Below are 23708 nucleotides of genomic sequence, written 5' to 3'. Positions count from 1 at the left end.
AAGCTCGAACTTTGATTTGATTGATGTTTTATCTCTGGCAACTGTTACTTGCGAATGGGAATCCAATTTTATGAATTTCGACCGGCAACGCAGCCCCATCTCTTTGGTAGTTCGTTCGGGACTGGTCACAGTTCTGATGCTTCTGTTTCTCAATTTAAGTAACTTGACAGTGGATGCATCACAGGCACCTGCCTCGGCACCAGAAGCGTCTCAACAAACTTCAGTAGAAACACCGAAAACCGAGAAACTTGAGGCCACTGGTTTTGCGAAAGTCGAGAAGACAATTGACGACATCTTCGGTGTGGTAAATGGGGGGATCGCTAAAGTCTTTTTCTATCCAATCCCTTTGACCTCCGCACAAATAGAAAAAGGGGATGGGGTTCCACTTGCAGTCCTCTGGCTGGTAATTGGCGCCACTTACTTCACCTTACGCATGAACTTTATTAACCTGCGAGCGTTTAAACACGCCATTTTACTCGTCCTCGGAAAATACGATAACCCGGAAGACGAGGGAGAAGTCACCCACTTCCAAGCCTTAACAGCTGCCCTCTCTGCGACGGTAGGACTCGGAAACATTGCAGGAGTTGCCATAGCAATCGGAACCGGAGGTCCTGGGGCTATGTTCTGGATGATGTTGGCTGGGCTTCTGGGGATGACCTCAAAGTTTGCTGAGTGCACGTTAGCTCAAATCTATCGACGTATTAGTCCGGATGGTCGTGTCATGGGAGGCCCCATGTGTTATCTCTCAGACGGCTTGAAAGAACAGTTCCCAGCAAATCCTTTTATGAATGGCCTGGGTAAAGTCCTGGCAGTTCTGTTCGCTGTCTTGTGCATCGGTGGCTCATTAGCTGGCGGTAACTCGTTTCAAGTGAATCAATCCCTTGAGGCTGTGGCAGAAACGATCCCCGTACTAAAGAACTACAGCTGGGTCTACGGTGTAACCATGGCCTTTTTTGTTGGCATTGTCATCATCGGCGGCATCCGCAGTATTGCACGCACAACAGAGAAAGTTGTGCCCTTCATGTGTGGTATATATATTCTGGCATGCCTTGCCATCATTATATTCAATCTCGAAAAAATCCCCGATAGCTTTAAGGCAATTTGGAATGGCGCTTTCAATGCCGATGCCGCTTATGGAGGCTTTATCGGGGTACTTATCATTGGCTTTAAACGAGCCGCATTCTCCAACGAAGCTGGAGTCGGCTCGGCAGCGATTGCCCACTCCGCAGCCAAAACACAATATCCAGTACGGGAAGGAATCGTCGCATCACTGGGACCATTTATCGACACGATAATGATTTGTACAATGACCGCTCTCGTCATGATCATTACTTCCGCTTATAACGACCCTCAATACACGAATTTGATCCAAGGGAATAAGGGGGCAGCTCTCACTTCTGAAGCAATGGCTTCCCAGATCCCTTATTTCAACTATATCCTATCCATTGCAGTGGTCCTGTTTGCATATTCGACGATGATTTCCTGGTCATATTACGGGGAACGTTGCTGGGCCTTTCTGTTTGGTGACAGCAAGAAAGCCTCAATGTCTTACCGCATTCTGTTTCTGGTCTTTGTCGTTCTTGGTTCGCTTGTCTCCGCTACCAATATGCTGGAATTTGGTGATCTCATGATTCTGGGTATGGCGTTCCCCAATATTCTGGGTGTATTACTGCTTTCGAACCGGGTCAAGCGGGAACTGGACGCCTATTGGAAAAGGTACAAGTCCGGGGAATTTGAGAACCAGTCCAGTTCGTCATAGCCTCAAACAAATTACCACTGTTTGCTGGCATTATAAATTCGTACAATTAACAATGACGGCTGTCATTTGAACCCTAACATAAGAAAGCACACATCATGGGCTACTTCACAGGAAAAAAGATCCTTGTCCCTGTTGATTTTTCTGAGAGCTCACTCGAAGCCATCAAGAAAGCCATTCAAATTTCAGAAGCCCCAGCAAACGTGACCGTCGTGCATGTCATGGTGCCACTGGACCTGGTTTCACCGGGCGTTCTGTTTGGAGGGCTGACCGATGAAAAACGCACAGAACATGTCGTAAAATATGCCAAGGAAGAATTTGCAAAACATCAGATTGAAGGTGTCCGTTTCGAAACGCTGGTTGGCGACCCTGGTATCAAGATTGCCGATTTCGCAAAAGACAACAACATCGATCTGATTGTGATCCCTTCGCACGGCTATACGGGAATCACCAGGCTGGCGTTGGGCTCTGTCGCAGAACGCGTCCTCAGACATGCTCCCTGCCCTACCCTTGTTTTACGTCAGCCGAAAAGCTGAGCTGAGAGTCCACAAGAATGAACCCGCTGTAACAAGAGGCCAGACTAAGTTTTGTCGGGCTTCTGTTGTGCGACGGGTTCCTTCTGCTCGACTACCGGCTCCGAAGGTAAGATTTCCACCAGAAGATTTCGAAAGTGAATTTCAGAGCCTTCACTCTGGAGTGCAATTGCGCCTTTACTGGGATCACAGCCGGTAACTTCACCAAGCTTGACCCCATTGATCATCACAGAAATGTTACCCTGTTGGCACGTTAACACGCATTTATGCCACTTCCCAACTGGTAAATCCAAAGGCTTTGTCGGCGAGAGCTTATTTGCAGACTTGGCACCGCTTCCCGGTGTCGGAAAGACATAACCGGCTTCCGGTCGATGTAACTGAACCTGGAACGCCTTAGGCCAGACCTTATCAGGTTCGGCTGTGAACAACAGAATCCCACTATTGGCATTCGGGTCGTTGGGATACATCCATTCCATACTGAATCGGAAATTTTCATATGACTTTTGTGTTCGAATATAACCGTAGGGTTTTCCAGAACAGATCAAAATGCTGGGCTGGTCCTTGCCACCACTGACAACTTTCCAAGTCACATTTCGGTTTGCCTCTTTCTCTTCTTCACTGAAATATTTCCAGTGATCCCAAAAATTTCCACCGTTCAATAATTTTTCCGGTCCGGGCAATGGTTTGGGAGAGGGAGCAGGTTTCTCTACTTTTTCGCTCGTACCTGGTTTTGGTGTGGGAGTTGCGTCCTGGGCTATGACAGCGGCTGCTCCCAACACATAGTAGGTAATTCCCCCCATCAGGAGCAGCGAAGAAATTCGTTTTCGCATATGCTTTCGCTTTGAACAGGCAGGCGCCTGTCTCCACTTATCCCAAAATCGATGATGAAAATTCAGCACGCTATTTTTTGCCCGACATTGACTGTTAAAAGAACCTGACTATGGAAATGTAGATAAGAGAATCAAACATTCTAAACCCATACCCATCAACATTCAATTACGCCCGTCATTCGTTCCACTAGATTTCACAAATGACCTATTTAGAAACAAGTGGACACAACATCAGACTAACACTACCACACAGGAGATACCAGCACTAAGTCCAACTAATTTCCTCTCAACTCAAAAGATCGGCCCTGCCACACATCGAATCAATCCCTGTAGATTTTATTTGACGATCAAGCCAACCGATTGATAAACTAATTGAAAATCGGAACAGTACCATCCCCCTCTCATTCACTAAAGATTGGTGTTCTCATGAAATTCAATCCGCTCACTCCCTCACAAGGTTTCACTCCCGACTCTCTGCCAGTTTCACGACGGCATTTCGTTAAATCTGTGGGAGCCGCGATCGCAGGAACTCCATTACTTAATACAGCAGGACTGTTAGCAGGACAGCCTTCAGAGAAAAAAACGCAGACATCTGCTCCAGAACCACTCACTCGAAAACTGTATGAAAGCTTGACTCCCAAACAAAAATCAAAAGTCTGTTTTGGATGGGACCATAAAGACAAACATGGACTATTGCGTCAGCATGTTCGGGCAAACTGGAATATTACAGAGCCGATTGTAAATAGCGACTTCTTCACCAAGGACCAACAAGACATCATTGAAGCCATCTTCTTTGGTCACTTTGATCCCAGTTGGCATAAAAAAATTCGCAAGCAACTTCTGGATGACCAGGGTGGTTATGGCGAAGACCAATCGATTGCCATTTTTGGCACACCGGGAACGGATCAGTTCCAATTTGTCATGACGGGGCGGCACACAACAGTTCGTAGCGATGGAGACAGTGCAGAACATCTGGCCTTTGGTGGCCCCATTTTTTATGGACATGCTGCGGATGATTTTAATGAAAAACCAAATCATCCTGGTAATGTTTTCTGGGAGCAGGCATTAAAGGCAAACCATGTCTACAAAATTCTGGACGGAAAACAGCGTAAAGCCGCTCTGATTCCTCAGGCACCGGCTGAAACTAAAATCCATTTCAAAAAATCGGCCAACCAGATCACTGGCCTGCAGGTTGCCGATATGACACGCGACCAAAAACAGGAAATGCAAAAAGTTCTCAGTTCCCTCATCGAACCCTACCGGGTATCCGATCAAAAAGAAGTTCGGAAATGCATCGACGCACAAGGTGGCCTGGATCAATGCAAAATTTCTTTCTACCAGTCCGGTGATATCGGAAAGGACCAGGTCTGGGATAACTGGCGTCTCGAAGGTCCCGCCTTTGTTTGGCACTATCGCGGCGCGCCACATGTGCACGTCTGGGTTAATATTTCAGATGATCCGCACACACAAATTGTCACTAGTTAATTTTTGTCTTGGTCAATGACTTCAACTTGAACCGGGCAGGAACTGGAATAAATCATGTTTCCTGAACCCGGTTCTTTTTTTGACAATATTCCTTGGCCTGCAAGCGAACCTGCCGGTTAGCGAACCATGAATTTGAAAACTCTTTGGATTCAACTTTGCGCTCAAAACCAGCCTGAGCTATTGAGCGCGAATACGCAATTTCAATACCGAATGAAAGTTCTTTCTCGGCATGTTTTCTAATCGTGCTTCTCCATACAGAACGTAACATGAAAGTTTTTTTGAACTCTTTAAAACGTTGACTGATGTCGGTTGACTTTCTGAGTGGATAAGCAATATTGGTCTTTAGCAAAAGTTGTTTTCTGTTTTGCTATGGAAAATTTTTTGTGATTACTTATGATACTCCGGTAGTCTCCTTCACTGATTTAAATCGCAAGTTAAATTTGTAAAGTCAAATACCTCCAAAGTAATTCACCCTGAATTTTTATTTATTGTTATTGACAATTAGACCACCAAATCTAATTGAAAATATATACCTGATCTTCTCTCCAGACAGCAGGTGACCGAGTGACTAAAGAGCTTCTCTCACAGCGTAAAGTCAATTCGTTCTCTACTCCATCTTCCACTGTTAAACCAAAAAATAACGAGCATTTATTTTCTCTATCTGATCGAATTTCCGTAAATCAAATCACAACCTATCACTGGTCTTTTAAAGAGAGCCTGCTCGGCCTGCTAGCTAGTGGAATCCCTGCGATTGGCCTCTGGAATCGAAAAATTTTGGACCTGGAAACAGACCAGGCAGCGGAACTGGTGATTGATTCGGGTATGAAAGTTTCTACCATTTCCCTGGCAGGTGGCTTCACTGGCTGCAATGAATATTCGTTTGATGATTCGATCGCAGATGCCATTCAATTGATCCAATTTGGCGGCCAAGTCAATGCGGCTGCTATCCAGATCGCCAGTGGCCCCCGTGCAGGACATACTTTAAACCATGCACGGGACCTGACCATTGATGCACTCAAACGATTAGGAGATACCGCAGCAGCTAATGGCACAAAACTGGCATTAAAAACAATGCCACTCTCGCTTGCCCGAAATTGGACCTTTCTCAATTCTCTGCATTCCGCCTTAGAAATCATTGACGCATGCGGACATCCAGCTGTCGGAATTTCAATCGATCCCGTTCAGCTCCAGCAGGAAGAAGAAATTCAGGAACTTTTATCCGAGATTATCTCGCTGGTGACCGCTGTTCAAATTTCTAACTTTGATTCAGACATCACATCGCGGGATTCATTCGCCGACTATGACATGATTGAAACTATCAATGATGCTGGATACCAGGGTTTCTTTGATTTGGAAATCTGGTCGGAACAGGTCTGGCAATCGGACTACTCAAGCCTGCTTTCTCAACTTCAGTTGGCCTGTCAGACAGAAACTTCTTCTCAATTCGGTTAAAGCCTGCTTGTTTTCACTCCCAGGCTTTTCCGGGATCTGACGCGAAAAAAGTCGCTCAAGATTGATTACCTGCGCGCTTTTGGGTTACCATATCAGTGAGCTTTAATGTGAATTCGATATCATTGGATTCACCTACCAGCCACTTAATTCACTCCCTTAATAATTGCAAGTTCCAGATTCCAGCGATATGGATGATCTGATTTCAGCATACCCTGTAGCTGATATAGGCTCTTGCTAAACTGATTTTCTCCGATTTCTCTCCAAGTAACGGTAAACTCCCATGGCTCATGAACCTTTCAGCCTGAATGACTTATCAAAGCAACTGGGCAGAGATCGTCGTGAACTTGAAAAACTGGCGAATCGTGGAAGAATTCCAGGTCGAAAAGTGAAAGGGGAATGGCAATTCCATCCAACAGAAATTACCCACTGGCTGGAAGAGGAGATGCGCAGTTATACAACCTCAGAACTGGAACTGGTCGAGCAGACCAATGCCCCCACAGAACTCGATTCCAATCACCTGATTAGCAGTTTGATGCCTGAAGAGTTGATTGAGGTTCCTCTGAATGCGCGCACGAAAAGATCGGTTCTGGAAAGCCTGATTGAAGTCGCTGGAAGGACCTGGCAAATCTGGGAACCTGCGACCGTTTTGACTGCTCTCCAACAACGCGAAGAAGCCTACCCGACCGCGTTTGAGAATGGCGTCGCGATCCCCCATCCTCGAAACCCCATTCCTGATGCCGTCGGCGAACCGCTGATCGCTTATGGACGCACACTGACCGGAATTCCATTTGGCGCGCAAAATGGTAGACTCACCGACATTTTCTTTCTGGTTATCTGCTCCGATGCATCAACTCACCTTTCCGTTCTGGCCAGACTGGGGCGAATGATGCAGTTGCCTGACTTTGTTGAGCAATTACGAGCGGCGACAACCCCTCACGAGACCAGACAAATCATCATTGAAGCAGAAGAGAAAATCGCCGAAAGCCAGACTTGAAACGATTCAAAGTCGGCGAAAGCAACCTGCCTTCTGCCACCAGAAATAACTGGTGTCCTGGTTCTCATCTCAATTCAGATCCAAAACTCGGCTTTCTCTGAACAGGAATCAAACCTAAGTTCGGTTTCCCCGGATACTACCAGTCTCTGTTTCCTTGAAAGCCAATCCTGCAGATTGTGATGATTCTGAAGATATTCGAGTTTCCATTGTTGACGAATGCTGGTTCAGCACAAAGAATGGCTTTCACTACCCGGTGCTGAACCGAAACAAGTGATCATCAACCCAGACATTATTTGTGGGTTGTTATTTCATGTAAAATAAACGATCCGGACTCCACATAAATATTTCAAAACGCACGAGTGAAACCAGAGTGCAATAGAGAACAGGCCCGATGAACACAGAACTTCCCGAAACACTTGACGTAATCGCCGTTGGTGCACACCCTGATGATGTCGAGATTGCCTGTGGAGGAACCTTGGCGAAACTCGTTCAACAGGGATATCGCGTGGGGATCATCGACCTGACTGATGGAGAACCAACGCCGCTGAGCCCGGGGCCGGAATTCCGATTGAAAGAAGCCCGAAATGCAGCCGATATCCTGGGAATTCATGTCCGTGAGACATTGGAACTGACCAATCGTCGGCTATTCGATAACTTTGAAAACCGGGTCGCTTTAGCCTCATTGTTTCGTAAATATCGTCCCCAGGTTGTGCTGGGACTTGCCGGTAAAACTCCGATGGCTTCCCCTGATCACTGGCAAGCCATGCAGATCACTGATGCCGCTGTTTTTTACTCGCGACTGACAAAATGGAATGAACATTTTAACCATACGGAACCACACACCATCAAAAAACAGGTCTGGTTCCCCCTCGGTTTTGGATCATTGAATTATCCCGAAGGTAGTGGGCAGTTTGTGGTTGATATTTCAGATACACTCGAACAAAAGCTGGAATCGATTCGCGCTTATCAATCACAATTCCCCCCGGAGAAAAATCGGGTCTTCCGGCTTGTGGAAAGCCAGAACAGGCTCCTGGGCACCAGTGCCGGCTTTGAAGCGGGAGAACTCTTTATCTGCTCCACAACACTGGGAGTCAGAGATCTGGTCCAGACGGTTTGTCCCTGAAATTTATCTAAGACAATAAAAAACAAGTAGATACAGCATTTTTAAAATTTCCATCTACTGCAAAAGATGCTATGATGCTATGGAGAAAATGTTCTTTGATCTGATATTGGAAATGAAAGACATTGACCTCAATATGAATTATTATCGGCGCAAAACAGGCTAATTAATGGTTGCAATTCGTTACGGCAAAGTCAGCATTACCGGAAATTTCCGTGAAAATAATGAGGACAATTATTACGTTGATTCCACCAGTAAATACTTTCTGGTTGCAGATGGTATGGGGGGGCAATGCGCGGGTGAAAAAGCCAGCCAGCTTGCGATTGAACTGATTCCTCAAAAACTGGATGAGTTGATTCGCTTTGAAGACGCCAAAACAGATAACGTCATCCCTGCCATTGATGAGGCTGTCTCACATGCGAATGTCGAGATCATGGCGCTCGGCGAGCTAGACCCCAACTGTCGTAGTATGGGTACCACAATCGTTTTTGTGATCCTGGTCGGCGATAAATTTTTCATTGGGGGCGTCGGAGACAGCCGGGTTTATCTGTTAAGAAACAATAACCTGCACCAGCTGACTACAGATCATTCCCTGACTCAGGCATTGGTTGATGCCGGTACCATCACTGAGGAAGAGGCACTGACGCATCGTTACAAAAATGTTCTCTATCGCTATCTGGGTACCAAAGATGGTAGCGCAGGAACGCAAGCACGACAGCTGGAGCCTTCACCCCAAGATCGTATCATCCTCTGCTCCGATGGAGTCACCGACGGCATTCCCGATGAAAAGCTACAAGAACTTTTGGGGCAATCTGATGATCCACAGCAGACGGCCGAAGCGATTGTGAAAGCAGCACAAGAAGGAGGCTCCAAGGATAATATTACCTGTATCGTTTTATTTGTTGATTAACGATTAATGACTCTTCATCCTGAAGGCCATTCGAACCCACAATTTATCACAGGCTGTTGTTTTCAGTTTTTAATCTGGCTGCGCAATGCGATTACAAACTCTTATCCCTTTCCTGATAGCAGCCATCATCACCATCGGCCTGTTCTGGTTTTCACAGATCCCACTGGGAATTGACGGAGAATGGACGTGGGAACGCATCCCATTTGTAGGACCGGAAATAATTCCCGGCTGGATTGTGGCCGGGATTGCATTCAGCGTTTACCTGTTAGCAGTTTTGCTGGGCCTCTCACGGGTCAAATACGCAAATCGCTTTGAACTATCGATCTGGCTGTCTATGCTGGCTGCCTCTAGCATCATCTGGTCCCTCCTGCTGCAGGACAGTCCCCCGGGCGAATACCGACTGGCAAAAGCCCCCTTCGTACTGTTTTACAAAGGTTCCTCAGGTTATTTTACCGAAGCACAATCAGGGATTCCTGATCTGAAACGGTATCTGGCAGATTATGAAACCAAAATGAAACAAGGGGATGTGCTGCATGAAGGGACTCACCCGCCCGGACTGCCGCTGTTCTACAGGACGTTGATTCAACTTTGTGATTCTGCTCCTGGGTTACAATCGCTGCTGCTTCAAACCCAACCTGCTTCGTTTCAAGAAGCAACCGACATCATCGCGAATTTTACAGCCTCAGCAGAAAACGCTTTAACCGAACGCGACAGTGCCGTTCTCTGGCTGGCCACTTTAATCACACTTGTCATGTCTGCACTGACAGTGATCCCGTTGTTTTTGTTATCACGCGAATTTTCTTCACGCGAAGTCAGTTGGCAAGTCGCCGCATTCTGGCCGCTGATTCCGGCGGCGTTGATCTTTCAACCGAAATCAGACGCCCTCTATTCCGTCATCGCAATTTTGTTTCTCTACCTCTGGGTTGTTGCCTGGCGCCGCAATTCAAAACTGTGTTTTCTACTGGCAGGATTTTTACTCTGGAACGGGTTCTGCCTGTCGCTGGCTTTTCTTCCCGTCGCGCTCTGCGCTGCTTTATTTTCTGTTTTAGAAACCTGGCAGCTTCGCAATGACAGCAGTCTACCCACTCCCGCCTGGAAACACTTTCTGGCAGCAACCGTCTGTGGGCTTTTGGGACTGTTGATTCCTACAATCCTGCTGGGAATCTTTTACGATATCAACCTGCTTCAGGTCTGGCGTTTCAATCTGCAAAACCATGCCGGTTTTTATCTACAATATCCCCGTACCTACTGGAAGTGGTTGTTGGTGAATCCAATTGAAATTAGCCTGGCTCTGGGACTGCCTCTCTTCTGGTTGGCAGGGAAATCGTTCTGTAGTCGAAAACAATCATCCACTAACCGGGAAGGGCTGCCTTTTCATTCCGGGTACTCAAGTCTGTCACTCTCCTGCGTGATTGTTCTTGGTCTGTTATGGCTCTCGGGAAAAAATATGGGAGAAGCCGCCCGCCTCTGGCTCATCTTTCTTCCCTGGTTCCTGATCATGACGATTCCGTACTGGCAAACGATTCAAGTCGAAGCAGCATTCAATGATTCCCACCCGCCTTCGTTCCTGAAACAACAATCAACCTGGATCGTGACATTGGTCGCTCAGGCAATTGTCTGCGTCGCCACTGTCAGCCGGATTACCGGTTTTCATTTCCCCTCTGGATAATCCTTTACGTTCTGAAACCAGCTAAAGAAGAATCTCGGGGGCTCTCAACCAGTCTGTGAGATCGCCAGTATATTCGACACAATCCTGATATTCGTAATTCCCGACGCCAGGGTAGGCAGGGCCGTTCGCATGAGTCGATAGAGAACTAAAGCGCGTATCACAAAGCCGTTGCAGGCTGGAACAAATATTTGTTCGCTTTCATCGCTCCTAAAACGCGATAAAGTACCAGAGCCGGAACAAGAGCGCGGTATACTTGATGTACAATCAAGACCATGATCTGAAACTCAAGAGAATTCGCACGTAGGTTTCTGGATTCCTTCTATGACCGTCCTTAATAGCATCTCATCCCGAACCATTCATTCTGCGATCGGCTGCTATCTGTGTTGCCTGATGTCGGTCTTGCTTGTTGGGTGTTCCGAAAATTCGCTGGACTACACTGAACTCAAACAGATCAATGAAAAGGTGACTGAAAGCGAACTGAAGAAATATCTCAAAGTCATCAAGCTGTTACCACAAAATAAAATCCCAACGTTCCCATCCGTGTATGCTCCGGCTCCTGCCTGGAGTCATATTCGCTCCCTGCCTATCGAGGACCTGGTCAATAGTGAGCAGAACAATCTGTCGCAGCTATGGGACATTCAACGGATAAGTGATCACTTTGGGATTCGAAATCGGACCTTAAAAAAAGCGCTTCACCGCAGGGACATGTCCAAGGACCAGTTCATCAGCTTTACGCTGGCTCTGGGACTCGCTGCCGGCCGAACCCAACTCCGGCCGGATCAAAATCTGGAAGAAATCATCCAGAAAGGTGAGAAAATCATTCATCAACTGCAACTGGACAAACGGCCCTTTTCTTCACTTTCTCTGGAAGAGAAGCATCGTACTTTACACGAAGCAATGTGGATCGCCCGGGTCAATCGTGCTAAACAATTGATTCAGGTTCCTCCAGAAAATATTAATCTGGTGAAAAACAACTGGGACGAACTGAAAGAAGTTTTGCCTCCTGAGTTTCTGAAAAATCCGCTGGGTGATCTGTCGGATACGCTAGAAGAACGTGGCATCCCCTTCACAATCAACGAAGAAGAAGATTCCGATGATTTACTGGAGTGGACGTCAATGAATGCCATTATTGGGACGGATGAACCAGATTCCAAACCGGAAAAGATCCGCTGATTCTGAGAGAATCCAAGAGAAATTGACTCTCCTTACTGAGCTGATGCCACATCAGGTCGAAGTTTTTGTGCTTCATTCAAATACACATGCACGACTTCAGATTGCTTCTGGTCCGTATTCACATGAATCATCACTCGGATGCAGCGTGGCATCGCCCCTTTGACTGCAATTTCTGACGCGCAGATCAAGGGAACCGACTTCATACCTAGGTCACGGGCCGCTTCAGCAGGAAACGCCGAAACCAAATCGGGAGTCGTCGTAAAGAAAACAGATACAATATCTTCGTAGTTCTCAATTTGATTTGCTTTAAGAAGTTGCTCAAGTAACTCACGCGTTGCAGATAAGACTTCTGCAGAATCATCCTGAGCGACCGTTGTTGCACCACGAATTCCACGTACCGACATCACAATTACCATGCATTTAAAAGTTGATTATCCGCCCGGTTATCGGCCCAAAAGTAGACAATGCGATCTTGATAACCAGATAAGGCTGCCTTCAGCCAAAACCACATCCTAACTAATTCTTCGGCTGTTCGCTACCAGTCGCATTCCTGAATTCTAGACGGTCACAGGCTGGGCGGCAAAGTTTAACTACAATGATCATTACTACTTAACAAAATAGTAGCCCGAACAGGAACATTACCTGTTTTTAAAAATGGTCTTGCGTTACTTTTGCTTTATCAAGTAAAAAACAACCTTATCAGCGAATCGGGGGGGCCAGTAATCACAATAACCACCAGGATGGTGTGTTTGTCTTCCTCTGATGTCTGTCTGACAATCGAACTTGAAAACGTGCATCTTTCGGAAAGGACTCCTTGATGTCGACGACTGTTGAATGCATCGCGCAAGAGCTGAATTGCCCCGCCAAAGGCAATCAAAGGCTGGAAATCCATGGCGCTGAATCTGTTTTGAAAGCAGGTCCCCATGACATTACTTTTGTTGGCGATGAACTCAATCTGAAACGACTGAAATCAAGTAACGCGGGTGCCGTGATTGTTGAGAAACGATTGGAAGAATCGTTTCAGAAGGCATATGAAACAGCCCCATTTACATCCCTGACTGTGGAAGATGCACAAGCGGCGTTTATTAAAATTTTCCAGAAACTGCGTCCCCAGCGTTCACTTCCCGATGTGGGAATTTCTCCCCAGGCCGACATCAGTGATCAGGCTACCATCGGCGAAAACTGTCATATCTACCCTCGGGTCACTATTCGTCCCGGAGTCCAAATTGGAAACAACTGCCGGATTTATCCTGGTGCTTATATTGGTGATGACTGCGTGCTGGGCGATGATGTTACCATTCACGCGAATGCGGTTTTATACCCCGATGTCAAGATTGCCAACCGCGCTCTGATCCATGCATCTGCTGTTCTGGGCTGCGATGGTTTTGGATATCGTTTCGAACAGGGACGGTTTATCAAAATCCCTCATCTGGGAAGTGTGCGAATTGAAGACGACGTTGAGATTGGTGCAGGCACAACCATTGATCGCGGCATGATTGGCGCCACTGTGATCGGTGAAGGAACGAAGATTGATAATCAGGTTATGATTGCGCACAACTGTGAAATTGGAAAACACAATGCCTTCGCGTCACAAGTGGGCTTCGCTGGTTCCATCACCACTGGCGACTATGTCCGCTGTGCGGGACAGGTCGGCATCGCAGACCATGTGCATGTTGGAGATCAGGCGACGTTGGGCGCACGGGCCGGCGTTCATCGTGATATTCCCCCCGGAGAAGTGCATATCGGCACCCCTGCCGCGCCCGAAAAAGAACAACGAAAAATTGTGATGTCCATTCGAAAAGTTCCGGAAATGCGGAAACAGATTCGTGAATTGGAAAATCACATCAAAGAACTGACTCAACGGTTTGAAGAACTGAAAACAGACCAGACCAATGATGAAACAGCGCTAACCTGATTTTACTTCCTGTCATTTATGAGAGCGAAACTCTGTAGTTATCAATGAAAGCATTGCAAACGACCAATAAGAATTCTCAACGACAAATCGGGTTGTTAGCCGGAGCCGGCCGCTTCCCGATTGTATTCGCGGAACAAGCGCGGCAGCAGGGATATTCCGTCTGCTGCCTGGGTATCTTTGGCATGGCAAGTGAAGAATTGTTGGATGTCTGTGATACATTCCACTGGATTCCCCTGGCACGCATCGGCAGAGCGATCAAACTATTTCAGCGCGAACATGTCAATCGGATCGTGATGGCCGGCAAAATTGAGAAGACCGTCTTATTCAGCCCGTTTCGAATTTTTAAGTTATTACCAGATTTTCGCACGTTGCATATGTGGTATCGCTACGCAAAAAAAGACCGAAAAGATGATACTCTGTTACTGGCTGTCATCAAAGAATTTGAGCGTGACAATCTGTTTTTTGAATCTGCCCTGGATTATTGCCCGGAGTTACTCGTGAAACATGGATTCCTGACCAAAAGACGTCCCAGTCAATCTCAATGGGAAGATATCAAAATGGGCTGGGATATTGCCAAACAGATGGGGCAACTGGATATCGGACAAAGTATCGTCATTAATGATAAAGCCGTCATCGCTGTCGAAGCGATCGAAGGCACTGATCGAGCCATCCAGCGCGCCGGCCAACTCTGCAAACGGGGTGGATTTACAGTCGTCAAAGTCGCGAAACCACAACAGGACCGCCGTTTTGATGTCCCCACCGTTGGAATCAAAACGCTGCAAACCATGCACGAAGCCGGAGGTCGCGTTCTGGCCATCGAAAGCAATCAGACGATTATGATCGACCAGCAGGAAGTGGCTGACCTGGCGGACAAACTGGGAATTGCGATCGTCTCCCTCAACGAAGAAGAACTGACATTACAACTTGCCAGTTAAACAGGACCGTTCGGAACATTTACTCCGACGCCAGTTTCATTTCGCTGCCACTATCTGAATCGAGTCGGTCTTCTTCTACGTCAAGCTCAAGGTTGAATGCGGTCAGCATTTCTGTTCTCTGATTTGCTTCAGGCACTTCTTCGTCTTCTTCTTTAGGGTCCCCCGACAATTCGACCTCAAATTTCATGGAAGCAAGAGAGAGTTCATCACCCGGTAACAAGGCACCTCGAGTAATTTTCTGGCCATTCACGCGAGTTCCATTGGTACTGCAGAGATCGCGAACAAACAGCAGGCCATCAGTTTTGATAATCACACAGTGAATCTTAGAGATACTGTTCTTGTCGATCTGAATATCACACAAGTCTGATTTTCGCCCGACAACAGAAACATCCCTGGTAATCTCAATGGGCTGGCCTCCATTCACCGGAATCAATCGCGCTATCATGGGTGCAGCCTGTAACAAGACATAAATACACGTAAGTAATTACTCATAGGAAGTTTATTGTGATTCTGAGAAATGAGCAAAGTCAAAGGGAATTTTGAGTCCTTCAGTTCATGTTATCACAGCTTCAGGCAATTTCCATGCTAAATCATTCAGATCGAATTAAACGGTGCTTCTGGGCTCAGTTTCGGTCAGGTTAACGCCGGATTCTGACGAAATTACAGGCCCTTCAACTCGATTATCGTCAGTCGCTTGACGGTGAGACGGAGCAATGGTAGTGTCCCTAGTAAATATGCTGCAAACCGATGGCTTAACGTACAGGATTTCTGCCGCAATCTGTGAAATAGACCGGCTACCAGAAATACTGCAGGAACCGAAGTCAAATCGGGTCAACGGGATATCAACCGCCAGATACAAACTGTCTTCTTGAAGACAAACAGCAGTTGGTAAGTTCTTTACCAGCAGCCGCGAGTTCCGAAAATAAGCATGAGAGTGGGTTGAAATTCAGCCCCGCATCTTAACAGGGAAGCATTAAGCTTCTCAAAACAATAGATATGTACTGGTTAGCAACCGGTTTCTTTGCGTGAAGGAACCGAAGGTCTAATCGATTAACATTAAGAGGATTTAAGTATGTCAGGTCAAAAGTATGTGTACTTCTTCGGTGCTGGAAAAGCAGATGGCGACGCCACAATGCGCAATACCCTCGGGGGTAAAGGAGCGAACCTGGCAGAAATGATTAATATCGGCCTTCCTGTACCAGCCGGTTTCACCTTGAACACAGAAGTCTGCATCCACTACAGCAAGACCAAGGGGGAATACCCGGAAGGTGTTGAGGCACAGGTCGAAGAAGCATTGGCCAAAGTAGAAGAAGCCATGGGCGCCAAATTCGGCTGTGACACCAACCCGTTGCTCGTCTCCTGCCGTTCCGGAGCACGTGAATCAATGCCCGGTATGATGGATACCGTCTTGAACATCGGCCTGAATGACACGACTGTCCAGGCATTGGCCAAGCAGTCCGGCAATGAAGCATTCGCGTGGGACAGCTACCGTCGCTTCGTGCAGATGTATGGCGAAGTCGTCATGGGCATGAAAGGCGCCGATGAAGATCCGTTCGAGCATGCTCTGGAAGCCAAGCGAGAAGCAGCTGGAGTTCAATATGACTCTGAACTGAATGCCGAACAGTTAAAGGAACTGGTCGCAGAATTCAAAACACTAATCAAAGAAGGAACTGGAAAGGACTTTCCCACCGATCCCAAACAGCAGATCTGGGGCGCCATCGGCGCTGTCTTCAGCAGTTGGGATAATGACCGTGCTGTTGTTTACCGACGTGATTACGGTATTCCTCACGAATGGGGTACTGCCTGTAACGTACAGGCGATGGTCTACGGAAACCTGGGAGACGACTGTGCCACCGGCGTTGGTCTGACCCGAAACTGCTCGACCGGAGAACCCGGATTCTGTGGTGACTACCTGATCAACGCTCAGGGAGAAGACGTGGTTGCAGGGATTCGTACTCCCAAGCAAATCGAATCCACTTTGAGCACCGACATGCCTGATGGCTACAAGCAGCTTGATGACATCGGTCGTAAGCTGGAACAGCATTACAAAGACGTACAGGATATCGAATTCACTATCCAGCGTGGCAAAGTCTGGATGCTGCAGACACGAAATGCAAAACGAACCGGCTTCGCAGCTGTTCGTATTGCCGTCGATATGGTCAACGAAGGTCTGGTCAGCAAGGAACAGGCCATTACCAAACGCCGTATTCCTGCAGACGACTTGAACCAGTTGCTGCAACCAATTTTCGATCCCGCTGAAAAAGAAAAAGCCGCCAAAGAAGGCAATCTACTTACCAAGGGGATCAACGCCGGTCCTGGTGCTGCCTGCGGACACATCTGTTTTAGTGCAGAAGAAGCAGAAGCCATTTACAACCGTGACAATTCGGCAGAACTGGTTCTCGTTCGTCGCGAAACCAGCCCTGAAGACTTGCGAGGGATGCGTGTTTCCAAAGGGATTCTGACCGCCCTGGGTGGTGCCAGCTCACACGCGGCACTCGTTAGCCGCCAGATGGGTAAAGCCTGTATCGTCGGTGCATCAGAACTGAAAATCGACTCGGTCGCTGGAACGATTACAGCCGGCGACAAAGTTCTCAAAAACGGGGACTGGATCAGCATCGATGGTTTCACCGGAGAAGTCTTCGCCGGTAAAGTGGAAACGAAACCAAGTGAAATTGTTGAAGTGCTGATTTCAAAAACCATGAAACCGGAAGATTCAGAAACCTACCAGCGCTATGAGCAGCTGATGAGCTGGGTTGATGATATCCGCAAATTGAAAGTTCGTACAAATGCTGACCAGCCCGATCAGGCAGCAGAGGCAATTTCCTTCGGTGCCGAAGGAATCGGACTTTGTCGAACCGAACACATGTTCTTCCATCATCTGGCTGAAATTCGTGAAATGATTGCCGCCGGTGATGTTGAATCTCGGACAAAAGCAGTCAACAAACTGCTCCCATTCCAACGGGAAGACTTCTCAGGAATCTTCCGCGCCATGAATGGCCTGCCAGTCACGATTCGTCTGTTAGACCCACCATTGCATGAGTTCCTGTCAGATCGTCACTTGGAAGAAAACCCCACACTGGGTGAGGAACTGGCCAATGAACTGGGTGTAACGGTTGATTTTATTCGTCGTCGTGTCGAAGAACTGCATGAGCTGAACCCAATGCTTGGTCACCGTGGATGTCGTCTGGGTATTGTGTATCCGGAAATCACCGCGATGCAGGCACGTGCTATTATGGAAGCCGCATGTGACGTTCAAAAAGAAGGCATCGACGTCTATCCCGAAATCATGGTTCCTCTGGCTGGATTCAAAACAGAATTTGACAACCAGGCAAATATCATTCGTGCCGAAGCGGAAAAAGTGCTCGAAGAGAAAGGCGTCAAAGTCGATTACCTGGTCGGAACCATGGTGGAACTTCCCCGTGCTGCGATCTGTGCTGATCAGATTGCCGAAACCGCTGAGTTCTTCAGTTTCGGTACTAATGACCTGACTCAGACCACTCTCGGAATGAGCCGTGATGACTACGGTACTTTCATCGGCCATTACCGTGAAAACGACATCATTCCATCCGATCCATTCCAGACCATCGATCAGGATGGGGTTGGACGTCTCATGCAGACAGGTGTCGAACGGGGACGAAGCACTCGCTCCGGTCTTAAAATCGGGATTTGTGGTGAACACGGTGGTGATCCTGCCAGTGTGATCTTCTGCCACGAATTGGGACTGGATTACGTGAGCTGCTCTCCCTTCCGCGTGCCAATCGCACGTCTGTCGGCTGCTCAAGCCGTTCTGGAAGAAAAAGCATAAGAACATTGATATTCAATACTTAAAGACAGGGAGAGGCTCTTTAATGTCTCTCCCTGTCTCTTTTTGCTGTTCATCGCAAACTGTATTGTTTAAAATGAATGCGTAATTAATCAACGAGTTTTCGGAATTTAACCAAAAATCCTCTTCCCCCCAAGACGATACAACGATAAGATTCTACGCTCACACCTGACGCTCAGATTGTCTACTTGCGAAATGTCAGTGATCCCTTGTTTATTAAACCTGCCGGGTCAGCCATCACAACAGTAGCGTGATGCGATTTTGCAGGGCCTACCTCCCTGTGAAAGCTTGAGTGTTTCTTCTCAAAAAGTTCCGAAAAGTATAGAGCTCTTTAACAAGGTCGGTACGTTGCCGTCCGTTTTGTATCCATAACATGTTATCCTAAGTAAACGTGCATCAAAGCCATGAAAAATCTGGACAAGTATCGAAACATTGGAATTTCGGCTCATATCGACTCTGGTAAAACCACTCTTACCGAGCGTGTTCTGTATTACTCAGGACGTATTCACAAAGTACGTGAAGTTCGGGGCGGCGATGGTGGCGCTACGATGGATAGTATGGACCTGGAACGTGAACGAGGTATTACGATCGCCTCTGCTGCAACTCAGGTAGCCTGGAAAGATACAACCATCAACATTATTGATACGCCGGGCCACGTTGACTTCACAGTAGAAGTCGAACGTAGTTTACGCGTACTCGATGGTGCGGTTCTGGTACTCTGCTCTGTGGGTGGTGTACAAAGTCAGTCATTGACTGTAGACCGTCAGATGAAACGCTACGGTGTCCCCCGTATCGCGTTCATCAACAAGATGGACCGTACCGGTGCTGATTCCGCCAGCGTTATCAAACAGATCGAAGAGAAACTGCATGTTGTGCCTCTGCCACTGCAGATTCCCATGGGTGAAGGTGCGGATTTCGAAGGTGTCGTAGACTTGGTCACAATGCAGGCAGTCACCTACGAAGGCGAACAAGGTGAAGACGAAGTCTTCGGCGAAATTCCAGAGCAATTCAAAGCGGCTGCCGAAGAAGCGCGTGCTGCGATGCTGGAAACGCTCTCTATGTTCAGCGATGACCTGATGGTTGCTCTGCTGGAAGAAGCAGACGTTTCTGTTGACGAGATTTACAAAGTTATCCGTGACGCCACACTGTCTCATGAAATCACCCCCGTGATGATGGGAACAGCGTTCAAAAATAAAGGGGTTCAGACTCTGCTCGACGCAGTGGTGCGATTCCTGCCCAGCCCACTTGACCGGGAAATCTCCGCCATCGACCTGGATGCGCAACAGCAAGCAATCAAAGATGGTGCAGAAGATACCGATAGTGAATCATTTCGTACCGAACTGTCTCACTCTTCGGACAAGCCACTGGTTGCGATGGCATTTAAGATTGTCGATGAAACATTCGGCCAATTGACTTATATGCGTATCTATCAGGGCAAGATCGAAAAAGGTCAAAGCTATGTCAATACCCGAACCGGGAACTCCACCCGCTTCGGCCGATTGGTACGTATGCACGCTGACAGCCGCGAAGACGTCGATTGCGGTGAAGCCGGCGACATCATTGCTGCTGTCGGAATGGAATGTGCCTCTGGTGATACCTTCTGTAGCGATGGCGTGAACTATGCTCTGGAAAGTATCTTTGTTCCCGAACCTGTGATTCGTCTTTCGATCGAACCACTCGATCGGGATGGTGCAGACCGTCTGGCCAAAGCCATTCAACGTTTCAATCGTGAAGACCCCACCTTCCATGTGATGACTGATGAAGAAACCAATCAGACCATCATCGCAGGCATGGGTCAGTTGCACCTCGATGTTTATATCGAGCGTATCAAACGTGAATACAAAGTAGAATGTATCGTGGGTGAACCGCGTGTTGCTTATCGCGAAACACCAACCATCCCTGTCGAATACAATCACAAGCACAAAAAGCAGACTGGTGGTTCCGGTCAGTACGCTCACGTGGTTGGTACCATTGAACCAATGCCTGTTGAGAATGACAGTGAAACCTATGAATTCGTAAACAACATCAGCCAGGGACGCATTCCTCGCGAATACATCCCTGCCGTTGATAAAGGTTTCCAACGGGCTCTGGTAAAAGGTCCGCTTTGTGAGTGTGAAGTCGTCGGTGTCAAAGCGACCCTGTCTGATGGTAGCTACCACGATGTTGACTCCTCGGAAATGGCCTTCAACGTTGCTGGATTCAACTGTATGCGAGACGCATTGAAGAAAGCTAACATGGCCTTACTGGAGCCCATCATGAAACTGGAAGTCGAAGTGCCTGAAGAATATCAGGGCCCCGTTTCCGGTCATATTGCACAAAAGCGAGGCGTGATCAATACTTCTGAAACCCGAATGGGTACCAGTATCTTCATCGCAGAAGTACCGCTGGCAAGCATGTTTGACTATGCCAACGAACTGCGTTCGATGACACAGGGTAAAGGTGGGTTCAGCATGGAATTCTCCCGTTATGCCCAGGTGCCCCGCAATATTCAGGAAGAAGTGGTGGCCCGCCGCCTGAAAGAAAAAGAAGAACGTATGGCAACTGCCTAGTTCAATAAGAAAAGCAAAAAGCCCCGTTTTACGAAACGGGGCTTTTTTGTTGCGCCAACTCAGCTTCGGTTTCCAGGATTGGTTCCATCAACTCACGAATCTCTGCTTCCTGCTCGGAAGTCAAAGTCCGTTGCGGTGGTCGAGGAGGACCAAAGTCGGCCCCTGTTAAACTGATTGCATACTTTAACATGCTGATATTGAAACTGTCCCCTGCCCTGGCCCGATAGTCTTCAATCGGCAGAATCTGGTGTTGAATCCGCATCCCTTCTGCGTGAGCGCCAGAGGCAAAAGCGGCATGCATCGCCAGTGACAAATGCGGGCAGACGTTACCTGCACCACTGGTAAATCCACCAGATCCAGCCAGCATATAATAAGGGGCAAAGCGTTCTGCCGAACCACAGATCCACTCCAGACCATGTTTGTCTGCACTCACCGTTGTCCGGAACTGATGCATCTGGTTCACTGAATACTTGACCCCGACCGACCGCTCGTCAGAGGCTAATTCCAACAGCAGTGCGTCAGTGGGAATCTCCGCTTTTTTGTAGAACAGTGTCGGGCAATTGGCGGCATCCATCACACTCAGATAATATTCTTCTGCCCCCCGATCGCTCATATAGGGGTGCGCGAACGGCATGAACATGATGCCTGTGGCACCTGCTTCGATACAATCGACTGCAGTCTGACGAGCGATACCCACCTGATACCCGATGGGGGCAAAAATCAACGTGTCCGGCCCCGTGACTTCGCGTGTCACTCTCACAAGTTCCACAATCTCTTCTGGACGCAGACTATGAAATTCACTCGTACCAGCCCCCGGCAGATAAACACGCATCCCGGCTTCATACAATTTAGCTGTATGCGCCGCCTGTGCATCCAAATTGAGTTGATCGTTCTCATTAAACGCGGTCAGGGGCACGATATGAACGGTTTGCAGTTGTTGTCGCTCGATAGAAGGGCTCATAAATCAATTCCTGTTACCTGGGCAGATCAAGTTGCCGGAGACTTCATTTCTCCGAGACCATCCTGCAAAATTAAAAACTCCCAGTAGAAGCAGAGCAGAATAATTAAGACTCTTTACATACTGTTGTACGCAGTTTTCTGCTAACCATCAATCAAACCGAGTCACATGAGTCAAAATAATCAACAACTCGAACACTGGATCTACCTCGCGTGCCTGATGGAAGCGACTGCCAAAAAGCCAGGAAACGTACACCCTGAAGCGGCTTTTCCAGACTTAACCTATTCAGATTTTTTGAAATCGGCTGCTGTGATTGCTCCGATTCTGGCTCACGCGACGCCAGACACGATTGGCCCCATCATCAAGGAATGCATCAGCGAAACCCAGAAAGTCATCCCGAGTAATTCGAATCTCGGCATGGTGCTTCTACTAACGCCGCTGGCAGCAGTCTCCCAGGAACAGACCATCGCTGCCGGGATTGACTCGGTACTGGATCAATTGACCATTCAGGACTCCAGAGAAGTTTATGAAGCAATCCGGATTGCCAAACCAGGAGGCTTGGGGAAAACCGAATCGGAAGACGTCGCGACGGAACCAACGGGCACACTCCGCGACGTCATGTGCCTGGCGGCGAACCGCGATTTAGTCGCCAGGGAATTCGCACATGCGTTTCGCATCACACTGGAGCTGGCTGTACCGGCCCTGCAAGAGCTCTGGAACCAAGGTGCTGACTGGGGAGAAGCCGTCATTCGCTTACAACTTCGGCTGATGTCAGAGTTTCCGGATACTCTGATCGCACGTAAATGTGGTCTGGAGGAAGCAGCGGAATCTGCTGCACGTGCGAGAACCGTATTAGAGGCTGAGGACTACACAGCGAGCCTTTCACAATTCGATGCGTGGTTGCGCCAGAACGGCAATCAGCGCAATCCCGGTACCACCGCCGACTTGATTGTGGCAGCTTTGTTTGTTGCGCTGCGGGATGGTTTTATTCCAACGCCGGAGCTCGATACAATAGTCAGACAAATTCCCTCGAAGATGAAACCAGACTTGAAAAACGAATACAAACAATGAATCAAGCCCCCCAATATAAAGTACGCGTCACTAAAGACCATCTGGTCTTTAGTGCGGCACACTTTATTACATTTAATGGCACTATTTGTGAACGACTGCACGGACATAACTGGCGGGTCGCCGCTGAATTGACAGGTCCATTGGATGAAAATGGTTACGTCTTTGATTTCATTGCCTTAAGAGATCAATTACAAAAAACCGTGGATGCGCTCGATCATCGTGTCTTACTGCCTACTCATCACCCTATGATTCAGGTCATCGAAGAGAACAACGAAGTCCAGGCAACGTTTGAAGACCGACGCTGGGTTTTCCCCAGAGAAGATTGTATTCTGCTACCTGTTGCAAATACGACTGCTGAATTAATTGCGCATTGGATTGGCCAGCAACTGCTGACTGTGATAGGATCGCATGAATCCAGCCAGATCGATCTCGTACAGATTGAAGTGGAAGAAAACTTCGGGCAATGGGCCATCTGCCATTTGAAAGTCCCTTAAGCCTGAAACTTTATCTTTCAAACAACAATACAAACCTGTCT

The 23708-nt window shown here is 47.8% G+C and carries 20 protein-coding genes; 15 read left to right on the top strand and 5 right to left on the bottom strand.

The genetic code is table 11. The annotated features are described in order from the left end of the window. Positions 1-70 precede the first annotated feature (70 nt). Positions 71-1759 (top strand): alanine/glycine:cation symporter family protein, encoded by a 1689-nt coding sequence (locus Pan241w_RS06065; RefSeq protein ID WP_232107369.1) that lies wholly within the window; start codon positions 71-73, stop codon positions 1757-1759. A 95-nt stretch (positions 1760-1854) separates the two neighbouring features. Beyond that, a complete protein-coding gene (locus tag Pan241w_RS06060; RefSeq protein ID WP_145212444.1) occupies positions 1855-2292 on the top strand; it encodes a universal stress protein in 438 nt (145 codons plus the stop codon). A gap of 44 nt (positions 2293-2336) precedes the next feature. On the opposite strand, the gene Pan241w_RS06055 is transcribed toward Pan241w_RS06060, so the two are convergent. Further along, a complete protein-coding gene (locus tag Pan241w_RS06055; protein WP_145212441.1) occupies positions 2337-3119 on the bottom strand; it encodes a 3-keto-disaccharide hydrolase in 783 nt (260 codons plus the stop codon). Positions 3120-3545: 426 nt separating this feature from the next. Here Pan241w_RS06055 and Pan241w_RS06050 point away from each other — a divergent pair, with 426 nt between their 5' ends. Then, a complete protein-coding gene (locus Pan241w_RS06050; RefSeq protein ID WP_145212438.1) occupies positions 3546-4604 on the top strand; it encodes a DUF3500 domain-containing protein in 1059 nt (352 codons plus the stop codon). 52 nt (positions 4605-4656) lie between these two features. Here the strand turns inward: Pan241w_RS06050 and Pan241w_RS06045 are convergent, their stop codons facing one another. Further along, entirely contained in the window at positions 4657-4953 is a 297-nt protein-coding gene (locus Pan241w_RS06045; protein WP_145212435.1) for a hypothetical protein, read from the bottom strand. Positions 4954-5168: 215 nt separating this feature from the next. Between Pan241w_RS06045 and Pan241w_RS06040 the strand changes: the two genes are divergently transcribed. From Pan241w_RS06040 to Pan241w_RS06015, 6 genes are all read left to right on the top strand, one after another. Further along, positions 5169-6056, top strand: coding sequence for a sugar phosphate isomerase/epimerase family protein (locus Pan241w_RS06040; protein ID WP_145212432.1), 888 nt, complete (start codon positions 5169-5171; stop codon positions 6054-6056). A gap of 280 nt (positions 6057-6336) precedes the next feature. After that, positions 6337-7050: a PTS sugar transporter subunit IIA gene (locus Pan241w_RS06035; protein WP_145212429.1), complete on the top strand. Its 714-nt coding sequence runs from the start codon at positions 6337-6339 to the stop codon at positions 7048-7050. Between the two features lie 391 nt (positions 7051-7441). Further along, a complete protein-coding gene (locus Pan241w_RS06030) occupies positions 7442-8173 on the top strand; it encodes a PIG-L family deacetylase (protein ID WP_145212426.1) in 732 nt (243 codons plus the stop codon). A 166-nt stretch (positions 8174-8339) separates the two neighbouring features. Next, a complete protein-coding gene (locus Pan241w_RS06025) occupies positions 8340-9080 on the top strand; it encodes a PP2C family protein-serine/threonine phosphatase (protein WP_145212423.1) in 741 nt (246 codons plus the stop codon). An 85-nt stretch (positions 9081-9165) separates the two neighbouring features. After that, positions 9166-10749, top strand: a complete 1584-nt coding sequence (locus tag Pan241w_RS06020) for a hypothetical protein (protein ID WP_145212420.1) — start codon at positions 9166-9168, stop codon at positions 10747-10749. Between the two features lie 321 nt (positions 10750-11070). Beyond that, positions 11071-11922: a hypothetical protein gene (locus tag Pan241w_RS06015; protein ID WP_145212417.1), complete on the top strand. Its 852-nt coding sequence runs from the start codon at positions 11071-11073 to the stop codon at positions 11920-11922. Positions 11923-11954: 32 nt separating this feature from the next. Here the strand turns inward: Pan241w_RS06015 and aroH are convergent, their stop codons facing one another. After that, on the bottom strand, positions 11955-12326 hold the full coding sequence (gene aroH, locus Pan241w_RS06010) for a chorismate mutase (protein ID WP_145212414.1): 372 nt from the start codon (positions 12324-12326) through the stop codon (positions 11955-11957). A 413-nt stretch (positions 12327-12739) separates the two neighbouring features. Between aroH and lpxD the strand changes: the two genes are divergently transcribed. Both lpxD and Pan241w_RS06000 read left to right on the top strand, forming a co-directional pair. Next, positions 12740-13837, top strand: coding sequence for a UDP-3-O-(3-hydroxymyristoyl)glucosamine N-acyltransferase (gene lpxD, locus Pan241w_RS06005; RefSeq protein WP_145212411.1), 1098 nt, complete (start codon positions 12740-12742; stop codon positions 13835-13837). Between the two features lie 44 nt (positions 13838-13881). Beyond that, positions 13882-14772, top strand: a complete 891-nt coding sequence (locus Pan241w_RS06000) for an LpxI family protein (protein ID WP_145212408.1) — start codon at positions 13882-13884, stop codon at positions 14770-14772. 19 nt (positions 14773-14791) lie between these two features. Here Pan241w_RS06000 and Pan241w_RS05995 read toward each other — a convergent pair whose 3' ends face one another. Continuing rightward, on the bottom strand, positions 14792-15217 hold the full coding sequence (locus Pan241w_RS05995; protein WP_198000352.1) for an FHA domain-containing protein: 426 nt from the start codon (positions 15215-15217) through the stop codon (positions 14792-14794). Between the two features lie 627 nt (positions 15218-15844). On the opposite strand from Pan241w_RS05995, the gene ppdK reads away from it, so the two are divergent. Continuing rightward, positions 15845-18577 carry a pyruvate, phosphate dikinase gene (ppdK, locus tag Pan241w_RS05990; RefSeq protein WP_145212405.1) on the top strand — a complete coding sequence of 911 codons (2733 nt, stop codon included), beginning with the start codon at positions 15845-15847 and terminating at the stop codon, positions 18575-18577. A gap of 422 nt (positions 18578-18999) precedes the next feature. Continuing rightward, entirely contained in the window at positions 19000-21144 is a 2145-nt protein-coding gene (gene fusA, locus Pan241w_RS05985; RefSeq protein WP_145212402.1) for an elongation factor G, read from the top strand. Between the two features lie 28 nt (positions 21145-21172). Here fusA and Pan241w_RS05980 read toward each other — a convergent pair whose 3' ends face one another. Further along, positions 21173-22105: a dihydrodipicolinate synthase family protein gene (locus Pan241w_RS05980; RefSeq protein ID WP_145212399.1), complete on the bottom strand. Its 933-nt coding sequence runs from the start codon at positions 22103-22105 to the stop codon at positions 21173-21175. A gap of 165 nt (positions 22106-22270) precedes the next feature. On the opposite strand from Pan241w_RS05980, the gene Pan241w_RS05975 reads away from it, so the two are divergent. Together Pan241w_RS05975 and Pan241w_RS05970 are read left to right on the top strand one after the other, a co-directional pair. Then, complete coding sequence (locus Pan241w_RS05975) at positions 22271-23173, top strand: triphosphoribosyl-dephospho-CoA synthase (protein WP_145212396.1); 903 nt, start codon at positions 22271-22273, stop codon at positions 23171-23173. Then, entirely contained in the window at positions 23170-23667 is a 498-nt protein-coding gene (locus Pan241w_RS05970) for a 6-pyruvoyl trahydropterin synthase family protein (RefSeq protein WP_145212393.1), read from the top strand. Before Pan241w_RS05975 ends, Pan241w_RS05970 begins: the two co-directional genes overlap by 4 nt. The last annotated feature ends 41 nt before the right edge of the window (positions 23668-23708 follow it).

This window comes from Gimesia alba, from assembly GCF_007744675.1.
In the GTDB taxonomy this organism is placed as follows: Bacteria; Planctomycetota; Planctomycetia; order Planctomycetales; family Planctomycetaceae; genus Gimesia; species Gimesia alba.
The sequence above is the reverse complement of the archived record's forward strand: the minus strand, read 5'-3'. Positions and strand labels throughout refer to the sequence as shown.